Genomic DNA, 16,744 nt, shown 5'->3' with positions numbered 1-16,744 from the left:
TATTCCTTATGCCAAGTTTCCAACCCTTAAGTTCATAAGTTCCAAGAGAACTTTGTTACATTTCCCCGCATGAGCTTCTTTTCAAAAAGTTTCTTTCCATTCTTCGTACCCTCTGCTATGAAAAATCGTACCTTTGGCAATCATTATTCAATGGATACTCAACTATGGCTAAAGAAAAGACGGTTTATGTGTGCAATAATTGCGGACAAGAATCTCCCAAATGGATAGGCAAATGCCCGTCATGTGGAGAGTGGAACACATATGTAGAAGAGATTGTACGAAAAGAGATGGTAACTAAACGCCCCATATCGGGTATAGAAACAGTTAAACCAAAGCCTGTAACATTCAATGAAATCATAGCTGATGAAGAACCGCGTATCAATCTGCATGACGCTGAACTGAACCGCGTACTGGGTGGCGGATTGGTACAAGGTTCTTTGGTACTGATTGGTGGTGAACCGGGTATTGGAAAGTCGACTTTAGTACTACAAACCGTACTTCATATTCCTGAAAAACGTATTCTCTATATATCCGGTGAAGAAAGTGCCCGCCAGCTTAAATTGCGCGCCGATCGCCTGACAAACACCTCCAGTGACTGTCTCATTGTCTGTGAAACATCCCTCGAACAGATTTATGTGCATATCAAAAATACACATCCAGACTTGGTTGTCATTGACTCCATCCAGACTATTTCCACTGAAACGCTCGAATCTTCTCCGGGCAGTATTGCCCAGGTCAGGGAATGCTCCGCCTCTATTCTCCGTTTTGCCAAAGAGACGCATATACCGGTCATTTTAATCGGACATATCAATAAAGAAGGTAGTATTGCCGGCCCTAAAGTACTGGAACATATTGTCGATACTGTTCTTCAGTTCGAAGGCGACCAACATTACATGTACCGCATTCTGCGCAGTATCAAGAACCGCTTTGGAAGTACTGCGGAACTGGGTATTTATGAAATGCGACAAGACGGATTGCGACAAGTAAGTAATCCATCCGAACTTCTATTAAGTCAAGACCATGAAGGTATGAGCGGCGTAGCTATAGCTTCCGCTATTGAAGGCATCCGCCCATTCCTCATCGAAACGCAGGCACTGGTCAGCAGTGCAGTATACGGCAACCCGCAACGTTCTGCCACCGGTTTCGATATCCGTCGAATGAACATGCTACTGGCTGTACTGGAAAAGCGTGTAGGTTTTAAGCTTGCACAAAAAGACGTATTTCTCAATATTGCCGGAGGATTGAAAGTAAATGATCCCGCCATCGACCTTGCCGTCATCAGTGCTATCTTATCAAGTAATATGGATACGGCAATAGAACCGGAAATATGTATGGCAGGAGAAATCGGCCTTTCAGGAGAAATCCGTCCGGTAAACCGCATTGAACAACGTATCGGTGAAGCGGAAAAACTCGGCTTCAAGCGGTTTATATTACCGAAGTATAATTTACAAGGGCTGAATAGCGCAAAATTAAAAATAGAGTTAGTACCGGTGCGGAAAGTAGAAGAAGCATTCAGAGCACTATTCGGATGATTTTTATCTCTAAAGACAAAGAACTATGATACAAGAATACCAACTCCGTGTATTGCCCGAAATAGCGGCAAACGAACAACGCCTGAAAGAATATCTCGTTTTGGAAAAAGGATTAAATTTACAGGCTATTACCGCAACACGTATACTGAAGCGGAGTATCGATGCACGCCAACGAACCATCTTCGTTAATCTTAGCGTACGTGCTTACATCAATGAACTGCCGAAAGAAAACGAATACCAACCTATTATATATAATAATGTGGAAAGAAAACCACAAGTCATAATAGTAGGTGCCGGTCCCGGAGGACTGTTTGCCGCATTGCGGCTTATCGAACTTGGCCTGCGTCCTGTCATCGTGGAGCGGGGTAAGAATGTGCGTGACCGTAAAAAAGACCTTGCCCTGATCGGACGAGAACAAACCGTGAACCCGGAATCCAACTACAGTTTCGGAGAAGGTGGCGCCGGAGCCTATTCAGACGGAAAGCTTTATACCCGCAGCAAAAAGCGCGGAAATGTGGACAAGATACTGAACGTATTCTGCCAACATGGCGCCTCAACTGCCATACTCGTAGACGCCCATCCACATATAGGTACAGATAAATTGCCGCGTGTCATTGAAAACATGCGGAATACAATCATCGAATGTGGCGGAGAGGTACACTTCGAGACCCGTATGGATGCTTTGATCATTGAAGGCAACGAAGTGAAAGGCATCGAAACCAATACCGGAAAAACCATCCTTGGCCCCGTTGTCCTGGCAACCGGCCATTCTGCCAGAGACGTTTATCGCTGGTTGGCCACCAACCAAGTAGAGATTGAAGCCAAAGGGATTGCCGTGGGGGTCCGTTTGGAACATCCCGCCGATCTGATAGACCGGATACAATATCACAATCGCAACGGACGGGGCAAATACCTGCCTGCCGCTGAATACAGTTTCGTAAACCAAGTAGACGGACGAGGTGTATACAGCTTCTGTATGTGTCCGGGTGGTTTCGTAGTTCCTGCCGCCAGCGGTCCACAGCAAATTGTAGTCAACGGCATGAGTCCCAGTAGCCGCGGTTCCCGTTGGAGTAACTCAGGAATGGTAGTGGAACTCCGTCCGGAAGACTTAAATGACCAAGAATTAAAAATTGACAACAAGGAATTAACTATGCCGCATGAAAGCACAGTACATTCCCAATCTTCCATTCTCAATGCCCAATTAAACATGATGTTCTTCCAGGAGGCCCTGGAACGTCTTTGTTGGCAGCAAGGCAATATGAAACAAACGGCACCCGCACAACGAATGACTGATTTCACCCAAAAAAAACTTAGTTACGATCTCCCTGAGAGTTCATACGCACCGGGGCTGGTTTCTTCTCCCTTGCACTTCTGGATGCCGTCATTCATAGCTAACCGGTTAAGTAAAGGTTTCCAGCAATTCGGAAAGTACAGTCACGGTTTTCTGACAAACGAGGCAATCCTGATAGGAGTAGAGACAAGGACTTCCGCCCCAGTCCGCATACTGCGAGATAAAGAAACCTTGCAACACATCCGGCTGAAAGGCCTGTTCCCTTGTGGAGAGGGAGCAGGATACGCCGGAGGTATTGTATCAGCAGGTATCGATGGAGAACGATGTGCGGAAGCTGTTAAAGCTTACATGATTTAGAACTCTTTCTTTAATAGTACGCACCACTCCTTAATACGTCTATCAGTCATCTTCGACTGGTTCTCGATATCAATCACCAGTCCGCACCATTTGCCGTCGCGCAGAGCCCTGGACTGATTGAAAGAATAATCATCCGTAGGAGTAAAGCCTACGAGAACAGCCCCCGCTTTCTCGAAGGCTTCTCCCAAGATACCTAAACCATCAGCAAAATTATCGGGATAATTCACCTGATCGCCCAATCCGAACAGAGCGACCTTCTTTCCTTTCAAGTCCAGCGCCTCCAGTTCGGGTATCAACTCGTCCCAATAAGTCGGCAATTCACCGTCAAACCAAGTAGATACACCGATTATCAAGTCTTCATACGCTTCGAAGTCGTTTCCCCACGCTTTCTCTACCGGAATTATATCCATATTCTCCGCACCGAACGTCTCGCGGATTTTTTTCGCTATCTGTGAAGTTTTCACGGCATTAGCCGAATAAAACAATCCTATCTTCTTCATACTGTTTACTTTTTTATAGTTATTAGAATTCCAATAACTTTTTAGCAGCTTCATAAATCTTGTCTCCATCCGGCAGAATGGCACGTTCCAATACCGGGTGGAAACCCACCGGGGTAAAGGTAGCCCCAACCCGCTGAACCGGCGCATCCAGATACTTGAACAAATCGGAACCGATACTTGCAGCAATCTCGCCGCCAAAACCGGCAAACACCTTATCCTCGTGTACCACCAACGCCTTACTTGTCTTTTTCACCGACTCGTAAATTGTCTCCTTATCCAGCGGTATCAAAGAACGTATATCGATGACTTCCACACTCCATCCGCCCTCTTTCTCCAAGCGTTCCGCCACATTCAGGCAGAAATGGGTAGTATTACCATAAGTAATGATACTCAAGTCGGAACCTTCCCGGCGGATGCGTGCCTTTCCAAAGGGAACTTCAAAGTCTTCGGGAACGACGGTTGCCGCATCTACCGAGTTATACAATGCCTTCGGCTCAAGGAACAAAGTAAATCCACGCGAGCGCATACTTGTACGTAACAATCCCGCGGCATCATCGGCAAAAGACGGACACACAATCCTTGCACCGGGCAAAGTGGCCAAAGCTCCCTCGATATTTTGCGAGTGATACAAACCGCCACCGATATACCCACCGGAAGCCAGGCGCAAAGTCACATTCGGAACGAACTTACCATTACTGCGCCAATACTCATGCGTACACTCCACATATTGCTCCACAGCAGGCCAAAAGTAATCGGCAAACTCCGCGCCCTCTATCACTACACGTATTTTGGGGTCGTAACGGCTCATGCCGTTTGCTGTTCCCACGATATAATCCTCAGCGATAGGCGCACTGAACACACGGGCTTCCCCAAACTCCTGTTGCATGCCTTTCGTCACATTGAACACGCCCCCCTTATCCTTATTGGCAACATCCTGCCCCCAGATAAAGGTATCCGGATTATGACGGAACTCCGCTTTCAACGTCTCATTGATAGCGTTCACCAAGAACTTCTTCTCACCCTCCGTCTCGTTGTGCGTTCCATCCTTATACTTCCTGGGCTCATACGGTTCGGGAAGTACATAGTCAAAAATGGTTTTCGGGTCAGGATCCTGCGCAGCAAGCGCTTTACGGTTTGCAGCAGACAAGTCTTTTCTGGCTTTTTCTTCTATCGTTTTCAATTCCTCTTCAGTAAGACGTTTGTAGCGCAACAACATCCGGCGAAACTTCATCAATGGATCAGCTGCCTTCACGTATGCCAATTCTCCCTCATCCCGGTACAAGGTATGTTTGTCCGAATTAGAGTGCGAACCGATACGGACACAGTTGGCATGTACAATGACCGGATTGCGATTGAGCAACGCATACTCTTTGGCTTCTGTCATGGCATTCATCGAATCGAACACATCCTTGCCGTTGCAGTGAATGATTTTCAAATTCTTGAAGCCCGAGAAATTGTCGGCAACCTTACGTGCAGCCGTCTGATCTTTCTTCGGGACAGAAATGCCGTAACCATTATCTTGCCAGACAAAGATTACCGGTAGTCGTTCCAGACTGGCACCATTGACCGCTTCATACACAAATCCTTCGGAAGAAGCCGACTCGCCGTGCGAAGTAATAACCACCCCCTTGTGACCATAGTAAACCATGGCACGTGCCACACCGGCCGCATGCAGATCGTGTGTCCCCGTAGCCGAAGATATGTTCTCGATATGCCATTCGGGTTTCGCAAAATGGTTGGACATATGCCGTCCACCACTACCTGGGTCAGTAGCCTTAGAAATACCGTTCAATATCAGTTCTTCCGCAGTCATTCCGGCAGAAAGAGCCGTCAGCATATCACGGTAATAAGGGAAGAGGAAATCTTCTCCTTTAGTAAATATCTGCCCCATAGCCAGCTGGATACCATCGTGTCCGGCATAAGGAGCATGATAAGACCAGCCCAGGGATTGTAACAAATAAGATGGGGCCTTTTCGTCCAGTGCACGCCCCAAAGTCATCAGGTAATACCACTTCTTCAGGGTTTCCACATCCGTGGTCTTTATATCATATTTCTTCATGATGTGATTGTTTTAATGTTTATTCTTTCCAGTTTTCAAGGTACTCTTTAATGAAGTAGAGGAATTTTCCTCCCAACGAACCATCCACCACCCGGTGGTCGTAAGACAAAGACAGATACATCTTGTGGCGGATAGCTATCACATCCCCCTCGGGAGTCTCGATAACCGCCGGTTTTTTCTCAATCACCCCTACTCCCAAAATCGCCACTTGCGGCTGGTTGATGATAGGCGTACCGAACAAAGACTTGAACGTACCGAAGTTGGTGATCGTAAACGTACCTCCGGAGATATCGTCCGGCATCAATTTGTTGATACGGGCTTTGCCGGCAAGCCCGTCAATGGAGATTGCCAATCCGTTCAGGTTCAGCCGGTCTGCATCATGTACCACCGGAACTATCAGGTTACCGTCATTCTGCGTCACGGCAATACCGATGTTGACATGCTTTTTATAAAGGATATTATACCCTTCTACCGACACATTCACCTGCGGATAAGCAACCAGCGCTTTCGCCGTAGCTTCGGTGATGGCAGGCATGTAGGTCAGCTTCACCCCTTCGCGTTTCCGGAAAGCTTCTTTATGCTCTTCGCGCCATTTCACCAGTCTGGTCATATCCACCTCAACCAGCGTAGTAACGTGTGGAGAGGTATGTTTGGACATCACCATGTGGTCGGCAATCATCCGGCGAACACGATCCATTTCTTTCACCTCTACCCACGGATCATTAGGAGCTACGGGACTTTGCTGTGCAGCAGATGATGATACGGTTTCTGAAACAGATTGAGGAGCAGATTGCGGTTTCGAAGCAGAAGCACCGGCAGTACCTTGCTGTTTTTGCACGATATACCGTTTGATGTCTTTCTTGCTCAACCGCCCCTGATATCCCGTTCCGGGAACAGTATCCAGTTCTTCTTTCTGAATTTTTGCCTCGCGAGCCAACTGAAGGACAACAGGAGAATACCAGCGTTCATCATCAGACTTCACAGCCTTAGCCACCGGTTGCCCGGAAACAGAAGCGGAAACGGATCCAACAGCAGATGTAGATGTAACCGTATCCGCAGCAGATACCCCGGCAGATACTTCTTCCGCAATTTCCTCTTCTTCCCCGCCAATATCCACCACAGCAACCACCGTACCGACAGCTACCGTATCACCTTCCTTAAACAGGATTTCCACCATCTTTCCAGCTACCGGGGACGGTATCTCGGCGCTGACTTTGGCAGTATTTACTTCAAACAGCACATCATCCTCTTTGATGACGTCTCCCACTTGTACCGACCAGGAAATAATAGTCCCTTCGGTTATACTTTCGCCCAGCTTGGGCATCTTTATTTCAAATCTTGACATATCGTTAAGTTTTAGGTTTCAGTCCCACTCTCATATAAACAAACATTTAATAAATATGGTTTTAACTTAAGTAAAACTTAATATCACCTTATTGAATATCCACTCCTCGCCGGCATACTTCTGCTGCCTTAAACACTCTATCGCCTTTAAATCTTCACCGGTAAAGCGATATATCGAATTTCCCGCTTCCTCCAGAAACGAATGGAGCAACAACCGCATGAAACGCTTGATGGACATGGCAGGAGACAGTAGTCCGCTGAGATTAGTCACCTCGCTCGGCACGGAAGGCACGGCATGTACCTTCTTCCGAGAACCCGGCAACCAGTTTTCCTCCTCCGAGTTTCCACGCAAGGCAGCATTCAGTTTATTCAAGTCTGTGGAATACAGCAAAGTACAATGATACATTACACGGTTCTTATGGATGCACTGAGCACTGCCCGATATCTTCCGTCCACCCACATAAATCCCCATCCGCTTATCGGCATAAGCATCAATCCCCATCGTTTCAAGGAAATCGACTGTCCGTTGCAGGTAATATTCAAAGTCTGGACGCTCCACGGTTTCGATAAAGCTGAGATTGATATTCCCTTCATCATGATAGACCGCACCACCACCCGAGAAACGACGAGCCAACGCAATACCATTCTGCCGGAGATACTCTTCATCGACCTCTGCCTGTACACTTTGATGTTTCCCTATCACCACCGAAGGCGCAGATTGCCAAAGCATGAAAAAGTTATCCCGTTTCTGTTTCAAAAGATATTCCTCTGCTGCCAGATGAAAATGGACATCCGTACAACGGTTGTCTATGCAGAACATTACGCAAAGAGTGTTTCGTGGAAAATCTCGCCCACCGTGGGATGCGGGAATACGCTCTTCTGGAATTCCTCTACCGTATAACCATGCTGCACGGCAATGCCCGCTATCACAATGAGTTCCGACGCCGGATTGCCCAGCAGATGACAACCTATGATATGGTCACCGTCATCCAGTATCAATTTACAAAGACCATTCGCTCCTTCATTCTCGGCAACGAAACGCCCGGAATATACCATCGGCAGTTTCTGCACATGATAGCTGACACCGGCGGCTTTCAGTTCCTCCTCCGTCTTGCCCACACCGGCAACTTCAGGATTGGTATAGACCACACCCGGGACACAATCGTAGTTCATCCGGTCTTCCACATTCAAAATATGGTTAATGGCAACTTCGCTCTCGCGGATAGCCGTATGTGCCAGCATAGAGCGCCCGGTTATATCTCCACAGGCATATACCCCGGGATGGGAAGTGAGCATATGCTCGTCCACCTTCACGCCGTTACGCAGCAGTTCGATGTTCAGCCTGTCCAGCCCCACTTGTCCCAGATTGGCCTTTCGCCCTACACTTATCAACGTCTTTTCGGCTTCTATCCGAGAAGTCTTACCCTCCCTTTCAATAGTAACCCCCGTATTGGAGACTGCGGTCACTTTGGTATTCAGGTAGAAGTCAACACCCCGTTTCAAGTAGTCCGAGCGAAGCATTCCACTGGTTTCCTTATCCATTGCCCCCAGAATTTCGGGCATCATCTCGATGACGCTGACCTTTACTCCCATACTATTAAAGAAAGAAGCAAACTCCATCCCGATGACCCCTCCGCCGACAATGGCGAGCGACCGAGGAAGTACTTTACTTTCGAGCGCTTCCTTTGAAGTCCAGTAATCGGTTTCGGCCAGTCCCAGGATGGGCGGAATGACGGTATCGGAACCGGTACATATCAACAGATAAGTCACTTCATACCTCTCCCCTCCTGCCGAGATGCGGAACAGCCCGTTTTCCTCGCCCTCAATCACGGCTTCCTGTTCCACAACGGCAGTACCGTATGAGGTGACCGTCATCTTTACACCTCCCGTCAGCATCTTCACGACTTTATCTTTCCGGCCTATAATCTTCTCCATATCAAAGGCAGGAGCATCGGGTAGAGATATTCCATATTTGGAAGTCCCCTTCATGCTGTCCCACAACTTGGCAGAATAGAGTAATGTTTTAGTGGGAATACACCCTTCATTCAGGCAAACGCCACCTATGGTCTTCTTTTCAAACAGAACAGTCTTCAAGCCGCCTGCCGCCGCACGTTCGGCCGCTGTATAACCGGCAGGCCCTCCGCCGATTATGGCTATATCATATTTCATAACGTTAAGGTTTTAAGTTAATTATAAACTGAATAACAAACAAAAGACGGTCAGAGTTCTATGTTTATATAAAAATCGTTCAATAAGACTATCTGTGGTATTCGATATAAAGAGAAAACTTTCGCTACTTTCATAAAAAACTTCTTCGTTATGGCTTACAAAATCTCTCATCATCCATAAAATTCTATATTCGCAGACTAAGAATATAAAATCTTAAGTTGCGAATAATAATTCTAAGCTTAAGTTTATATATTCTTAATCATCGTATAAAAATTATCATAAATAAAATGGAACTTTATACTTAACAAAGAGGAATTTAAAAATAAAGAATGAATAACTTTTCTCTTTATATCAATACCACTGTATCATAACACAAAAATTATCCGTACTTTTGTAGCAAACAAATTATCCTTATGACAGCTCCCGAAATAGCAATCGTCGCTCCCAATACATTGACTTGTATAGGTTTGCAGAACCTTCTGGAAGAAATTATCCCGATGGCTACTATTCGTGTGTTCCACTCTTTCAGCGAGCTGATGGACGATACACCCGACATGTACGCCCATTATTTTATTTCTTCTCAAATCTATTTTGAACATACCGTGTTCTTTCTACCCCGCAAGCCAAAAACAATTGTATTGGCAGGAGGTAATAATCAGCCTCAACTGTCGGGAGTGCCCACACTGAATATTTATCAGGACGAAAAAGGTTTGGTGAAGGATATCCTCCAATTGCATCAGTACGGGCATCATCATGGACATCCGGGCACGCAACCGGATGGTAACCACCCGGGCATGTCTCCTCATGCCCACACCAATGCAGCCAGTGAGCACGACCTGTCCGCACGCGAAATAGAAGTACTGGTGTTATTGACCAAAGGTTTCATCAACAAGGAAATAGCCGACAAACTGAACATCAGCCTAACCACCGTTATCTCACACCGTAAGAATATTGTAGAAAAACTGGGCATCAAATCCGTATCGGGCTTGACTATTTATGCCGTGATGCACGGATATGTGGAGGCAGACCGGATATAAATTGTAATATCCTCATAAATTAGGATTGCATAGACTGAAGATTTCGCTTTCCTTTGCAAACGAAATAAAACCAGTTTATGAACACATATAAAATCATTACCCTAATTCTGACTGTCCTGTTTGCCGGTAACGTATTGGCGGAAGACCTGGATACGCTGAAAGTAGTAGACGTGGAAGAAGTTCTCGTCATTGCAGCACCCAAAGAAAACAGGAAATTACGTGAACAGCCTACTGCCGTGACTCTACTGTCGCAAAAAGACATGCGAGCCACGCAGGTCGGTTCCATCAAGAACCTGACGGGACTTGTGCCGAATATGTTTATCCCCGATTATGGTTCACGGCTGACTTCGGCGGTTTACATCCGTGGTATCGGTTCACGTATCAACACGCCTTCGATCGGACTGTATGTAGACAATATCCCCTACATTGACAAGTCTGCTTTCGATTTCAATTATTCCGATATCGAACGTATCGATGTATTGCGTGGCCCGCAAGGTACACTGTACGGACGCAACGCAATGGGAGGGCTGATAAAAATTCATACTAAATCGCCATTCAGTTATCAAGGTACGGACTTACGTATGGGAGCAGCCACGCATAATGCTTACAATGCATCGGTGACACACTATCATCGTACCTCTGAACGGTTCGCTTTCTCCACAGGAGGTTTTTATGACTATACGGGAGGTTTTTTCCGTAATGCCTTTCTGAACAATAAGAAGGTAGACAAAGGACAATCTGCCGGCGGACGCTTCCGTGGTATCTACCTGCCGGCGGAAAACTGGAAAGCGGATCTTAATATCAGTTACGAATATAGCGACCAAGGGGGATATCCTTATATCTACACAGGTAGCGTAAATCCTGCCGCTCAAAAGGAGGAGTTGAAACCCTATATCGGTACCATCTCCAACAATCAGGAAAGCAGTTATTACCGGAACTTGATGAATGCGGGGTTAAACCTGGAATATCAGGCATGCAACTTTACGCTGAGTGCCGTAACGGGTTATCAGTTTCTGAAAGACCGTATGTTCATTGACCAGGACTTCACGGCAGAAGATATTTATACGCTGGAACAGAAACAGCGTATCCACACACTGAGTGAAGAAATTGTCATGAAAAGTAAAGGTAACCGTCGCTGGCAATGGGCAACGGGTGTTTTCGGTTTCTATCAATGGCTGAACACAAGTGCTCCCGTAACCTTCAGAGAAGGTGGAATGAACATGCTGGACCGTATGCTGGGCAGCGTGATACCTTCTAAGATAGAAGTTCCCATGGGACCGGGAATGAACATGAACATTTTGCCGTCTTTACAGATTAATGGGGACAATCTGCCTATCAACGGCGATTTCGATACGCCGTTGATGAACGGTGCATTATTCCATCAGTCTACTTTCAGGGATTTGTTCGGATTGAAAGGCTTGTCGTTCACAGCTGGGTTGCGTCTGGATTATGAGAAGATGAGGATGGATTATAATTCGGGAACGGCAATGGGATATACGGTAGGTATTAAAGGTGAAATGGTGCAAAACGGTCAGGTTATCAGAGAGATACCAATGATGCCCGAAACCGCCCTGACCGTACAGTCACGTTATCAGGGTTCTATCGAAAAAGATTACCTGCAATTGTTGCCGAAATTCGCCTTGCAATATGATTTCAAAAATAATTTGGGAAATGTGTATACTACGGTCAGTAAGGGCTACCGCTCGGGAGGATATAATATCCAGATGTTCTCTGACTTGTTACAATCGAGTTTGAAGAATGACATGATGAAACAGTCTAAAGATGAAATCATGCCTCATGTACCGGACCGGTTCAAAGAACTGGTTGACGGATATTTTCCCGATGCAGGAGAAAATCCGGATGCACGCTCGGCAACGGAATACAAACCTGAGCAAACCTGGAACTACGAAATAGGAACTCACCTGAACCTTTTTAATAACCGTTTGCGTACTGATGCCGCTCTCTTCTGGTTGGAGACACGCGACCAGCAAATTTCGCGCTTTGCCGGAGAAAGCGGATTGGGGCGTGAAACGGTAAATGCAGGAAAGAGCCGTAGCCTGGGAGCCGAGATTTCTCTTGCCATTGCCGTAACCACAGATTTCACGGTAAACGCCAACTACGGATATACGTATGCCACCTTCAAAGACTATGTAACCAATGCCCGTGTAAACGGAAAACTTCAGGAAATCAGCTACAATGATAATTATGTACCTTTTGTTCCCAAACACACATTGACTGTGGGAGGACAGTATATCTTCCGTATCAATCCGGGACATTGGTTAGACCGTATCCAGCTGAATGCCAACTATACAGGTGCAGGGCGCATCTACTGGACAGAAGGAAATACCGTCAGCCAGTCTTTCTATGGAACATTGAACGGAAGAGTATCTTTTGAAAAAGGCAATGGCGCCATCGCTCTTTGGGTGAAAAATATGCTGGATAAAGATTACGCCGCTTTCTATTTTGAAAGTATGAGTAATGGGTTCTTGCAGAAAGGACGTCCGGTACAGGCAGGAATAGAGTTGAGGTGTAAATTCTGAAAGATTATTTATTGATAGCCCCGCAATGCGGACACACTCCTTTCGCTTTCAATTTCTGCCCACAGTTGCCACAACGATAGCGGGAGGTGGATAATGAAATCCGAAATCTTCTGTAAAATACGTATATAAAAACAGCCAAGAACAAGTAACCGATGTATATGTGGGTGGTCAAAATAAAGAAGAAGTAACAGAAGATACAGCAAGAGGCGAGACCTAAAAGATAGAATACTGCCGCTGCGGGAGTGAGCTGGCGAAAAAGGTCATCGAGCACCGCTAATAATACCACAATGAAAAGCCATAGGCTTAATAAGAAAGCTGACAAGATGAATGGGACTTTGAAAGGTGACAAAGTGGGATTGAAATAAAAGTGCTGCCACGTATCGGGTACAAAGACTTGGATAGATTCATAAATCGTGGCGCTAAATGCCATAAGCAGGCATAGCAACAAGGGGTATACGCTATCGATATCATTGAAATAGACCATTCTCAATTGTTTGCGACGGAATGCACGGAATAACCAAACCGCCACGAACAATGCAAAGACAACAATGAAGTAGGAAGCGTGGGTATCACTGAACAGATAGATGGATTGCGATATGCTATCTGTAGGCACAAAAGAGTGGATCATATCTGTTTCACGGATCCAACCTTGTATGTCTTGTGTATGGGCAAGTTTTACCCAAACACTATCTACACTGTCCTGAGGATGAATGGCAAATTCGGCCACTACTACACGATCGCCTTTATAGAGCATGTTATAGCAGTCTTTCACCGGCAAACAAGCCAGACTTACGGAGTCGTTCCGAACTTCAAGGTTGGTATTCCAGGTGTAGTGGCGTTCATACAGATAAGTCAGAGAATCGCGGGTCTTGGCACTCAGAGTTTCATCCTCAAGATTAGGGCGAGGATAATGGCAGGAAGAAAACATAAATAAGAATCCTATCATCCAGAAGAAAGGAAACAAAAGAGTATGTAGCCGTAAAAATTTCATCCTTATTTATTTTTCTTTTTTATTACCATTATTCTGTCACCACTTTCATCTGGCAGTGCTTACAATCAAAATCCAAACGGAAACGCTTACCATCGGCCGCTACAAGATAATAGGGTTCACGATAGGGAGATCGTAGCTTTTGATGTGTAGGACACCAACCCATGCTATAGCGTAGACAATGTTTGCAAAACATAAGTACCGCATTCTGAACCGGTTGCTTTTCGTAGGCAGGTTCTACAGACAATACACCATGCGACAAATAAAAGCTCTTGGCAGCCGTGTTCATTACATTACCCAAATAAGTCAACGAAGTCATAGGAAATGCATGTCGGGTAGGTTTCCAAACGGTCAATTCCCTACGATAGGTAATGCGACGGACAGCTATCAGCTTCTCTATGACTCGACGACGCCAATCAGCTATTACGGATGCCGGAATAAACCAGTTCTGTGACAATTTGAGTACAAGACCGGAAGCTTCATCTGAAACGTTGTTTACGACTTCGAACGGAGTATTTCCCAATTTGCTCAATTGGGTACGTAGATTTTCTGCTTGCGGAGTACGTGCCAATTCCTTTGAATAAGGGAATGACAGCGTTACACGGTTATCATCCTCGTCTGTAGCAGTTAAAGCAAAGCCCCAAGAGGTGTCTGATAGTTCCCAGTTGACTGCAAGTTTTCGTTCGGAAGACTTACGGACAAGAATACGTTCGAAATCCTGATCGAAATTACGATAAAGACGGGTACGAGGTTTGATATGCGGCACTTCTCCTGCCGGATAAAGCTTATTACCATCTACCCGATTAATACGAAATCCTTGCAGACCATTTTGTTCATCCAAAAAACATACTCCATCACCATTATGGAAAGGTTTCACACCGGCAACAGTAAGATAATTACCACGTTGTTCCTTCAACGTTCCCATTTCTTCGCCCAAGGACTTAGGGGTATCAAAGGAAGCAATATCCTGCCGACGACCTTGCAGAAAATAGTTCGTGAAGCCACGGCTGAAGCTTTTATCCAACTGAGGTTTAAAATCAAAATGGCAAGCTCCGGAAGAAGCACGAACATATTCTTTACGACGAGCAAAGATGGCATCCAACTTTTGGCGGTAGGCGGCAGTAACATTCTTCACATATGAAACATCCTTCAGACGCCCCTCTATCTTCAGAGAAGTGGCTCCAGCATCAAGCAAGTCTTCCAACACTTCACTTTGATTGAGGTCTTTCAAAGAAAGCAGGTGTTTGTCACGTACAATCGTTTTTCCATCAGCATCTATCAGATTGAAGGGTAAACGGCAGAATTGTGCACATTCCCCCCGGTTGGCACTACGGCCAAAGCATGCCTGGCTTACATAACATTGTCCGCTATAACTGACACAAAGCGCACCATGTACAAAGACTTCAAGTTGAGTCTCAGGACAAGCTTCATGGATCGTGCGAATTTCCTGCAACGAAAGTTCACGGGCCAATACTATTTGCCGGAAACCGGCGTCTGATAGGAAACGCACTTTTTCCGGTGTACGGTTATCCATTTGAGTACTGGCATGCAAAGGAATAGGTGGCAGGTTCAGACGTGTTATTCCCATATCCTGTACTATCAGCGCATCTACACCGACACGATATAATTCATTGATCATCCGTTCGGTCTCGACCAACTCCTCTTCTTTCAAAATGGTATTGACAGTTACATAGATACGTACATTATACAGATGGGCATATTTTACTAAAGCGGCAATATCTTCCAAAGAATTGATAGCGGCGGCACGCGCACCAAAACGAGGCGCGCCTATGTATACCGCATCTGCACCGTGGTTTACTGCTTCAATACCACATTCCAAATTCTTGGCAGGAGCCAAAAGTTCTATTTTACGTTGCCTGCTCATTCTATATCTTCAATATTATACGGAGTTTCCTGATACACGAAATAATTCAGCCAATTGGAGAATAATAAATTGGCATGTGCACGCCAGCGTACTAATACACCTTTATCCGGATCATCATCCACATAATAGTTACGAGGCATTTCAATGGGAAGTCCTTTACCCAAATCACGGCGATATTCCGTATCTAAAGTCAATGGAGAATATTCGGAATGTCCGGTTACAAAGAATTCACGTCCGCCACGGGCCACAACCAAATGCACGCCTGACTCTTTCGATTCGGAAAGTAGTGTCAGTTCAGGTACTTTCAAGATATCTTCTTTTCTTACTTCCGTATGGCGACTATGAGGTACAAAGAATATATCATCGAAACCTCGGAATATGGGATGCAGGGGAAGTAAAGTACGATGTTCGAAAATACCGAACATTTTCTGATCTAACGCATACTTGGGCACACCGTAATGATGATACAGTCCGGCTTGAGCAGCCCAACAAATATAAAGAGTCGAAGTGACGTGTGTACGTGCCCAATCAAAGATATCTGTTATTTCATCCCAATAGGTGACTTCTTCGAAATCCATTTGTTCTACAGGAGCACCGGTAATAATCATACCATCGTACTTCTCACCACGCATTTTATCAAAGTCGGTATAAAACGCTTTCATGTGTTCTATCGGAGTATTCTTAGATGTATGACTCTTGATTTTCATGAACGAAATTTCTACCTGCAACGGAGTATTGGATAGTAAACGCACAAGATCCGTTTCCGTTGTAATCTTTAACGGCATCAAGTTCAATATCACAATCCGTAGCGGACGAATATCCTGTTGAGTTGCGCGAGAGTTGTCGATGACGAAAATATTTTCCTCTTTCAGTAGTTCTATCGCAGGAAGTTTATCGGGTAAATTTAAAGGCATGACTTTGTTCTATGATTTAACTGATTACTATATACGATTTTAGCGTGTAAAGTTAGATAAAAAATCAGTGTGCTATGAATTATTTATAGAAGTTTTTATTGAATTATAGTCCTAAACAATATAAATTA

The 16,744-nt window shown here is 45.4% G+C and carries 12 protein-coding genes; 4 read left to right on the top strand and 8 right to left on the bottom strand.

What is annotated here, in order from left to right; genetic code table 11:
- Positions 1-164: 164 nt before the first annotated feature.
- Together radA and DXC10_RS15950 are read left to right on the top strand one after the other, a co-directional pair.
- Complete coding sequence (radA, locus tag DXC10_RS15955) at positions 165-1,532, top strand: DNA repair protein RadA (protein WP_117738417.1); 1,368 nt, start codon at positions 165-167, stop codon at positions 1,530-1,532.
- A 25-nt stretch (positions 1,533-1,557) separates the two neighbouring features.
- Positions 1,558-3,180, top strand: coding sequence for an NAD(P)/FAD-dependent oxidoreductase (locus DXC10_RS15950; protein WP_117738415.1), 1,623 nt, complete (start codon positions 1,558-1,560; stop codon positions 3,178-3,180).
- Here the strand turns inward: DXC10_RS15950 and DXC10_RS15945 are convergent.
- The 5 genes from DXC10_RS15945 to lpdA form a co-directional block, all read right to left on the bottom strand.
- Complete coding sequence (locus DXC10_RS15945) at positions 3,177-3,680, bottom strand: flavodoxin (RefSeq protein ID WP_101546083.1); 504 nt, start codon at positions 3,678-3,680, stop codon at positions 3,177-3,179. The two genes, DXC10_RS15950 and DXC10_RS15945, sit on opposite strands and share 4 nt — an antisense overlap.
- A 22-nt stretch (positions 3,681-3,702) precedes the next feature.
- Complete coding sequence (locus tag DXC10_RS15940) at positions 3,703-5,739, bottom strand: thiamine pyrophosphate-dependent enzyme (protein ID WP_117738413.1); 2,037 nt, start codon at positions 5,737-5,739, stop codon at positions 3,703-3,705.
- Between the two features lie 19 nt (positions 5,740-5,758).
- Positions 5,759-7,084, bottom strand: a complete 1,326-nt coding sequence (locus DXC10_RS15935) for a dihydrolipoamide acetyltransferase family protein (RefSeq protein WP_117738411.1) — start codon at positions 7,082-7,084, stop codon at positions 5,759-5,761.
- A gap of 66 nt (positions 7,085-7,150) precedes the next feature.
- Positions 7,151-7,903, bottom strand: coding sequence for a lipoate--protein ligase family protein (locus tag DXC10_RS15930; RefSeq protein WP_101546001.1), 753 nt, complete (start codon positions 7,901-7,903; stop codon positions 7,151-7,153).
- Positions 7,903-9,252, bottom strand: coding sequence for a dihydrolipoyl dehydrogenase (gene lpdA, locus DXC10_RS15925; RefSeq protein WP_117738409.1), 1,350 nt, complete (start codon positions 9,250-9,252; stop codon positions 7,903-7,905). Before lpdA ends, DXC10_RS15930 begins: the two co-directional genes overlap by 1 nt.
- 413 nt (positions 9,253-9,665) lie before the next feature.
- On the opposite strand from lpdA, the gene DXC10_RS15920 reads away from it, so the two are divergent.
- Positions 9,666-10,289, top strand: coding sequence for a response regulator transcription factor (locus DXC10_RS15920; protein WP_117738407.1), 624 nt, complete (start codon positions 9,666-9,668; stop codon positions 10,287-10,289).
- Positions 10,290-10,366: 77 nt separating this feature from the next.
- A complete protein-coding gene (locus DXC10_RS15915) occupies positions 10,367-12,829 on the top strand; it encodes a TonB-dependent receptor (protein WP_117738405.1) in 2,463 nt (820 codons plus the stop codon).
- A gap of 4 nt (positions 12,830-12,833) precedes the next feature.
- Here the strand turns inward: DXC10_RS15915 and DXC10_RS15910 are convergent, their stop codons facing one another.
- From DXC10_RS15910 to metA, 3 genes are all read right to left on the bottom strand, one after another.
- Positions 12,834-13,757 carry a hypothetical protein gene (locus DXC10_RS15910; protein ID WP_101546010.1) on the bottom strand — a complete coding sequence of 308 codons (924 nt, stop codon included), beginning with the start codon at positions 13,755-13,757 and terminating at the stop codon, positions 12,834-12,836.
- Between the two features lie 91 nt (positions 13,758-13,848).
- Positions 13,849-15,702, bottom strand: a complete 1,854-nt coding sequence (locus DXC10_RS15905) for a U32 family peptidase (protein ID WP_101546012.1) — start codon at positions 15,700-15,702, stop codon at positions 13,849-13,851.
- The gene (metA, locus tag DXC10_RS15900; protein WP_101546014.1) at positions 15,699-16,616 is read right to left on the bottom strand and encodes a homoserine O-succinyltransferase; all 918 of its coding nucleotides are present in this window, start codon (positions 16,614-16,616) and stop codon (positions 15,699-15,701) included. Before metA ends, DXC10_RS15905 begins: the two co-directional genes overlap by 4 nt.
- Between the last annotated feature and the right edge of the window lie 128 nt (positions 16,617-16,744).

The organism is Bacteroides sp. OM08-11 (assembly GCF_003438665.1).
Taxonomy (GTDB): domain Bacteria; phylum Bacteroidota; class Bacteroidia; order Bacteroidales; family Bacteroidaceae; genus Bacteroides; species Bacteroides cutis.
This window is presented reverse-complemented; position numbering and strand designations above follow the sequence as displayed.

Coding starts and splice junctions, on each gene's coding strand:
- DXC10_RS15950 (WP_117738415.1), top strand. CDS start 1,558: ATGATACAAGAATACCAACTCCGTGTATTGCCCGAAATAGCGGCAAAC.
- DXC10_RS15910 (WP_101546010.1), bottom strand. CDS start 13,757: ATGTTTTCTTCCTGCCATTATCCTCGCCCTAATCTTGAGGATGAAACT.
- DXC10_RS15915 (WP_117738405.1), top strand. CDS start 10,367: ATGAACACATATAAAATCATTACCCTAATTCTGACTGTCCTGTTTGCC.
- DXC10_RS15905 (WP_101546012.1), bottom strand. CDS start 15,702: ATGAGCAGGCAACGTAAAATAGAACTTTTGGCTCCTGCCAAGAATTTG.
- radA (WP_117738417.1), top strand. CDS start 165: ATGGCTAAAGAAAAGACGGTTTATGTGTGCAATAATTGCGGACAAGAA.
- DXC10_RS15930 (WP_101546001.1), bottom strand. CDS start 7,903: ATGTTCTGCATAGACAACCGTTGTACGGATGTCCATTTTCATCTGGCA.
- lpdA (WP_117738409.1), bottom strand. CDS start 9,252: ATGAAATATGATATAGCCATAATCGGCGGAGGGCCTGCCGGTTATACA.
- DXC10_RS15940 (WP_117738413.1), bottom strand. CDS start 5,739: ATGAAGAAATATGATATAAAGACCACGGATGTGGAAACCCTGAAGAAG.
- DXC10_RS15920 (WP_117738407.1), top strand. CDS start 9,666: ATGACAGCTCCCGAAATAGCAATCGTCGCTCCCAATACATTGACTTGT.
- DXC10_RS15945 (WP_101546083.1), bottom strand. CDS start 3,680: ATGAAGAAGATAGGATTGTTTTATTCGGCTAATGCCGTGAAAACTTCA.
- DXC10_RS15935 (WP_117738411.1), bottom strand. CDS start 7,084: ATGTCAAGATTTGAAATAAAGATGCCCAAGCTGGGCGAAAGTATAACC.
- metA (WP_101546014.1), bottom strand. CDS start 16,616: ATGCCTTTAAATTTACCCGATAAACTTCCTGCGATAGAACTACTGAAA.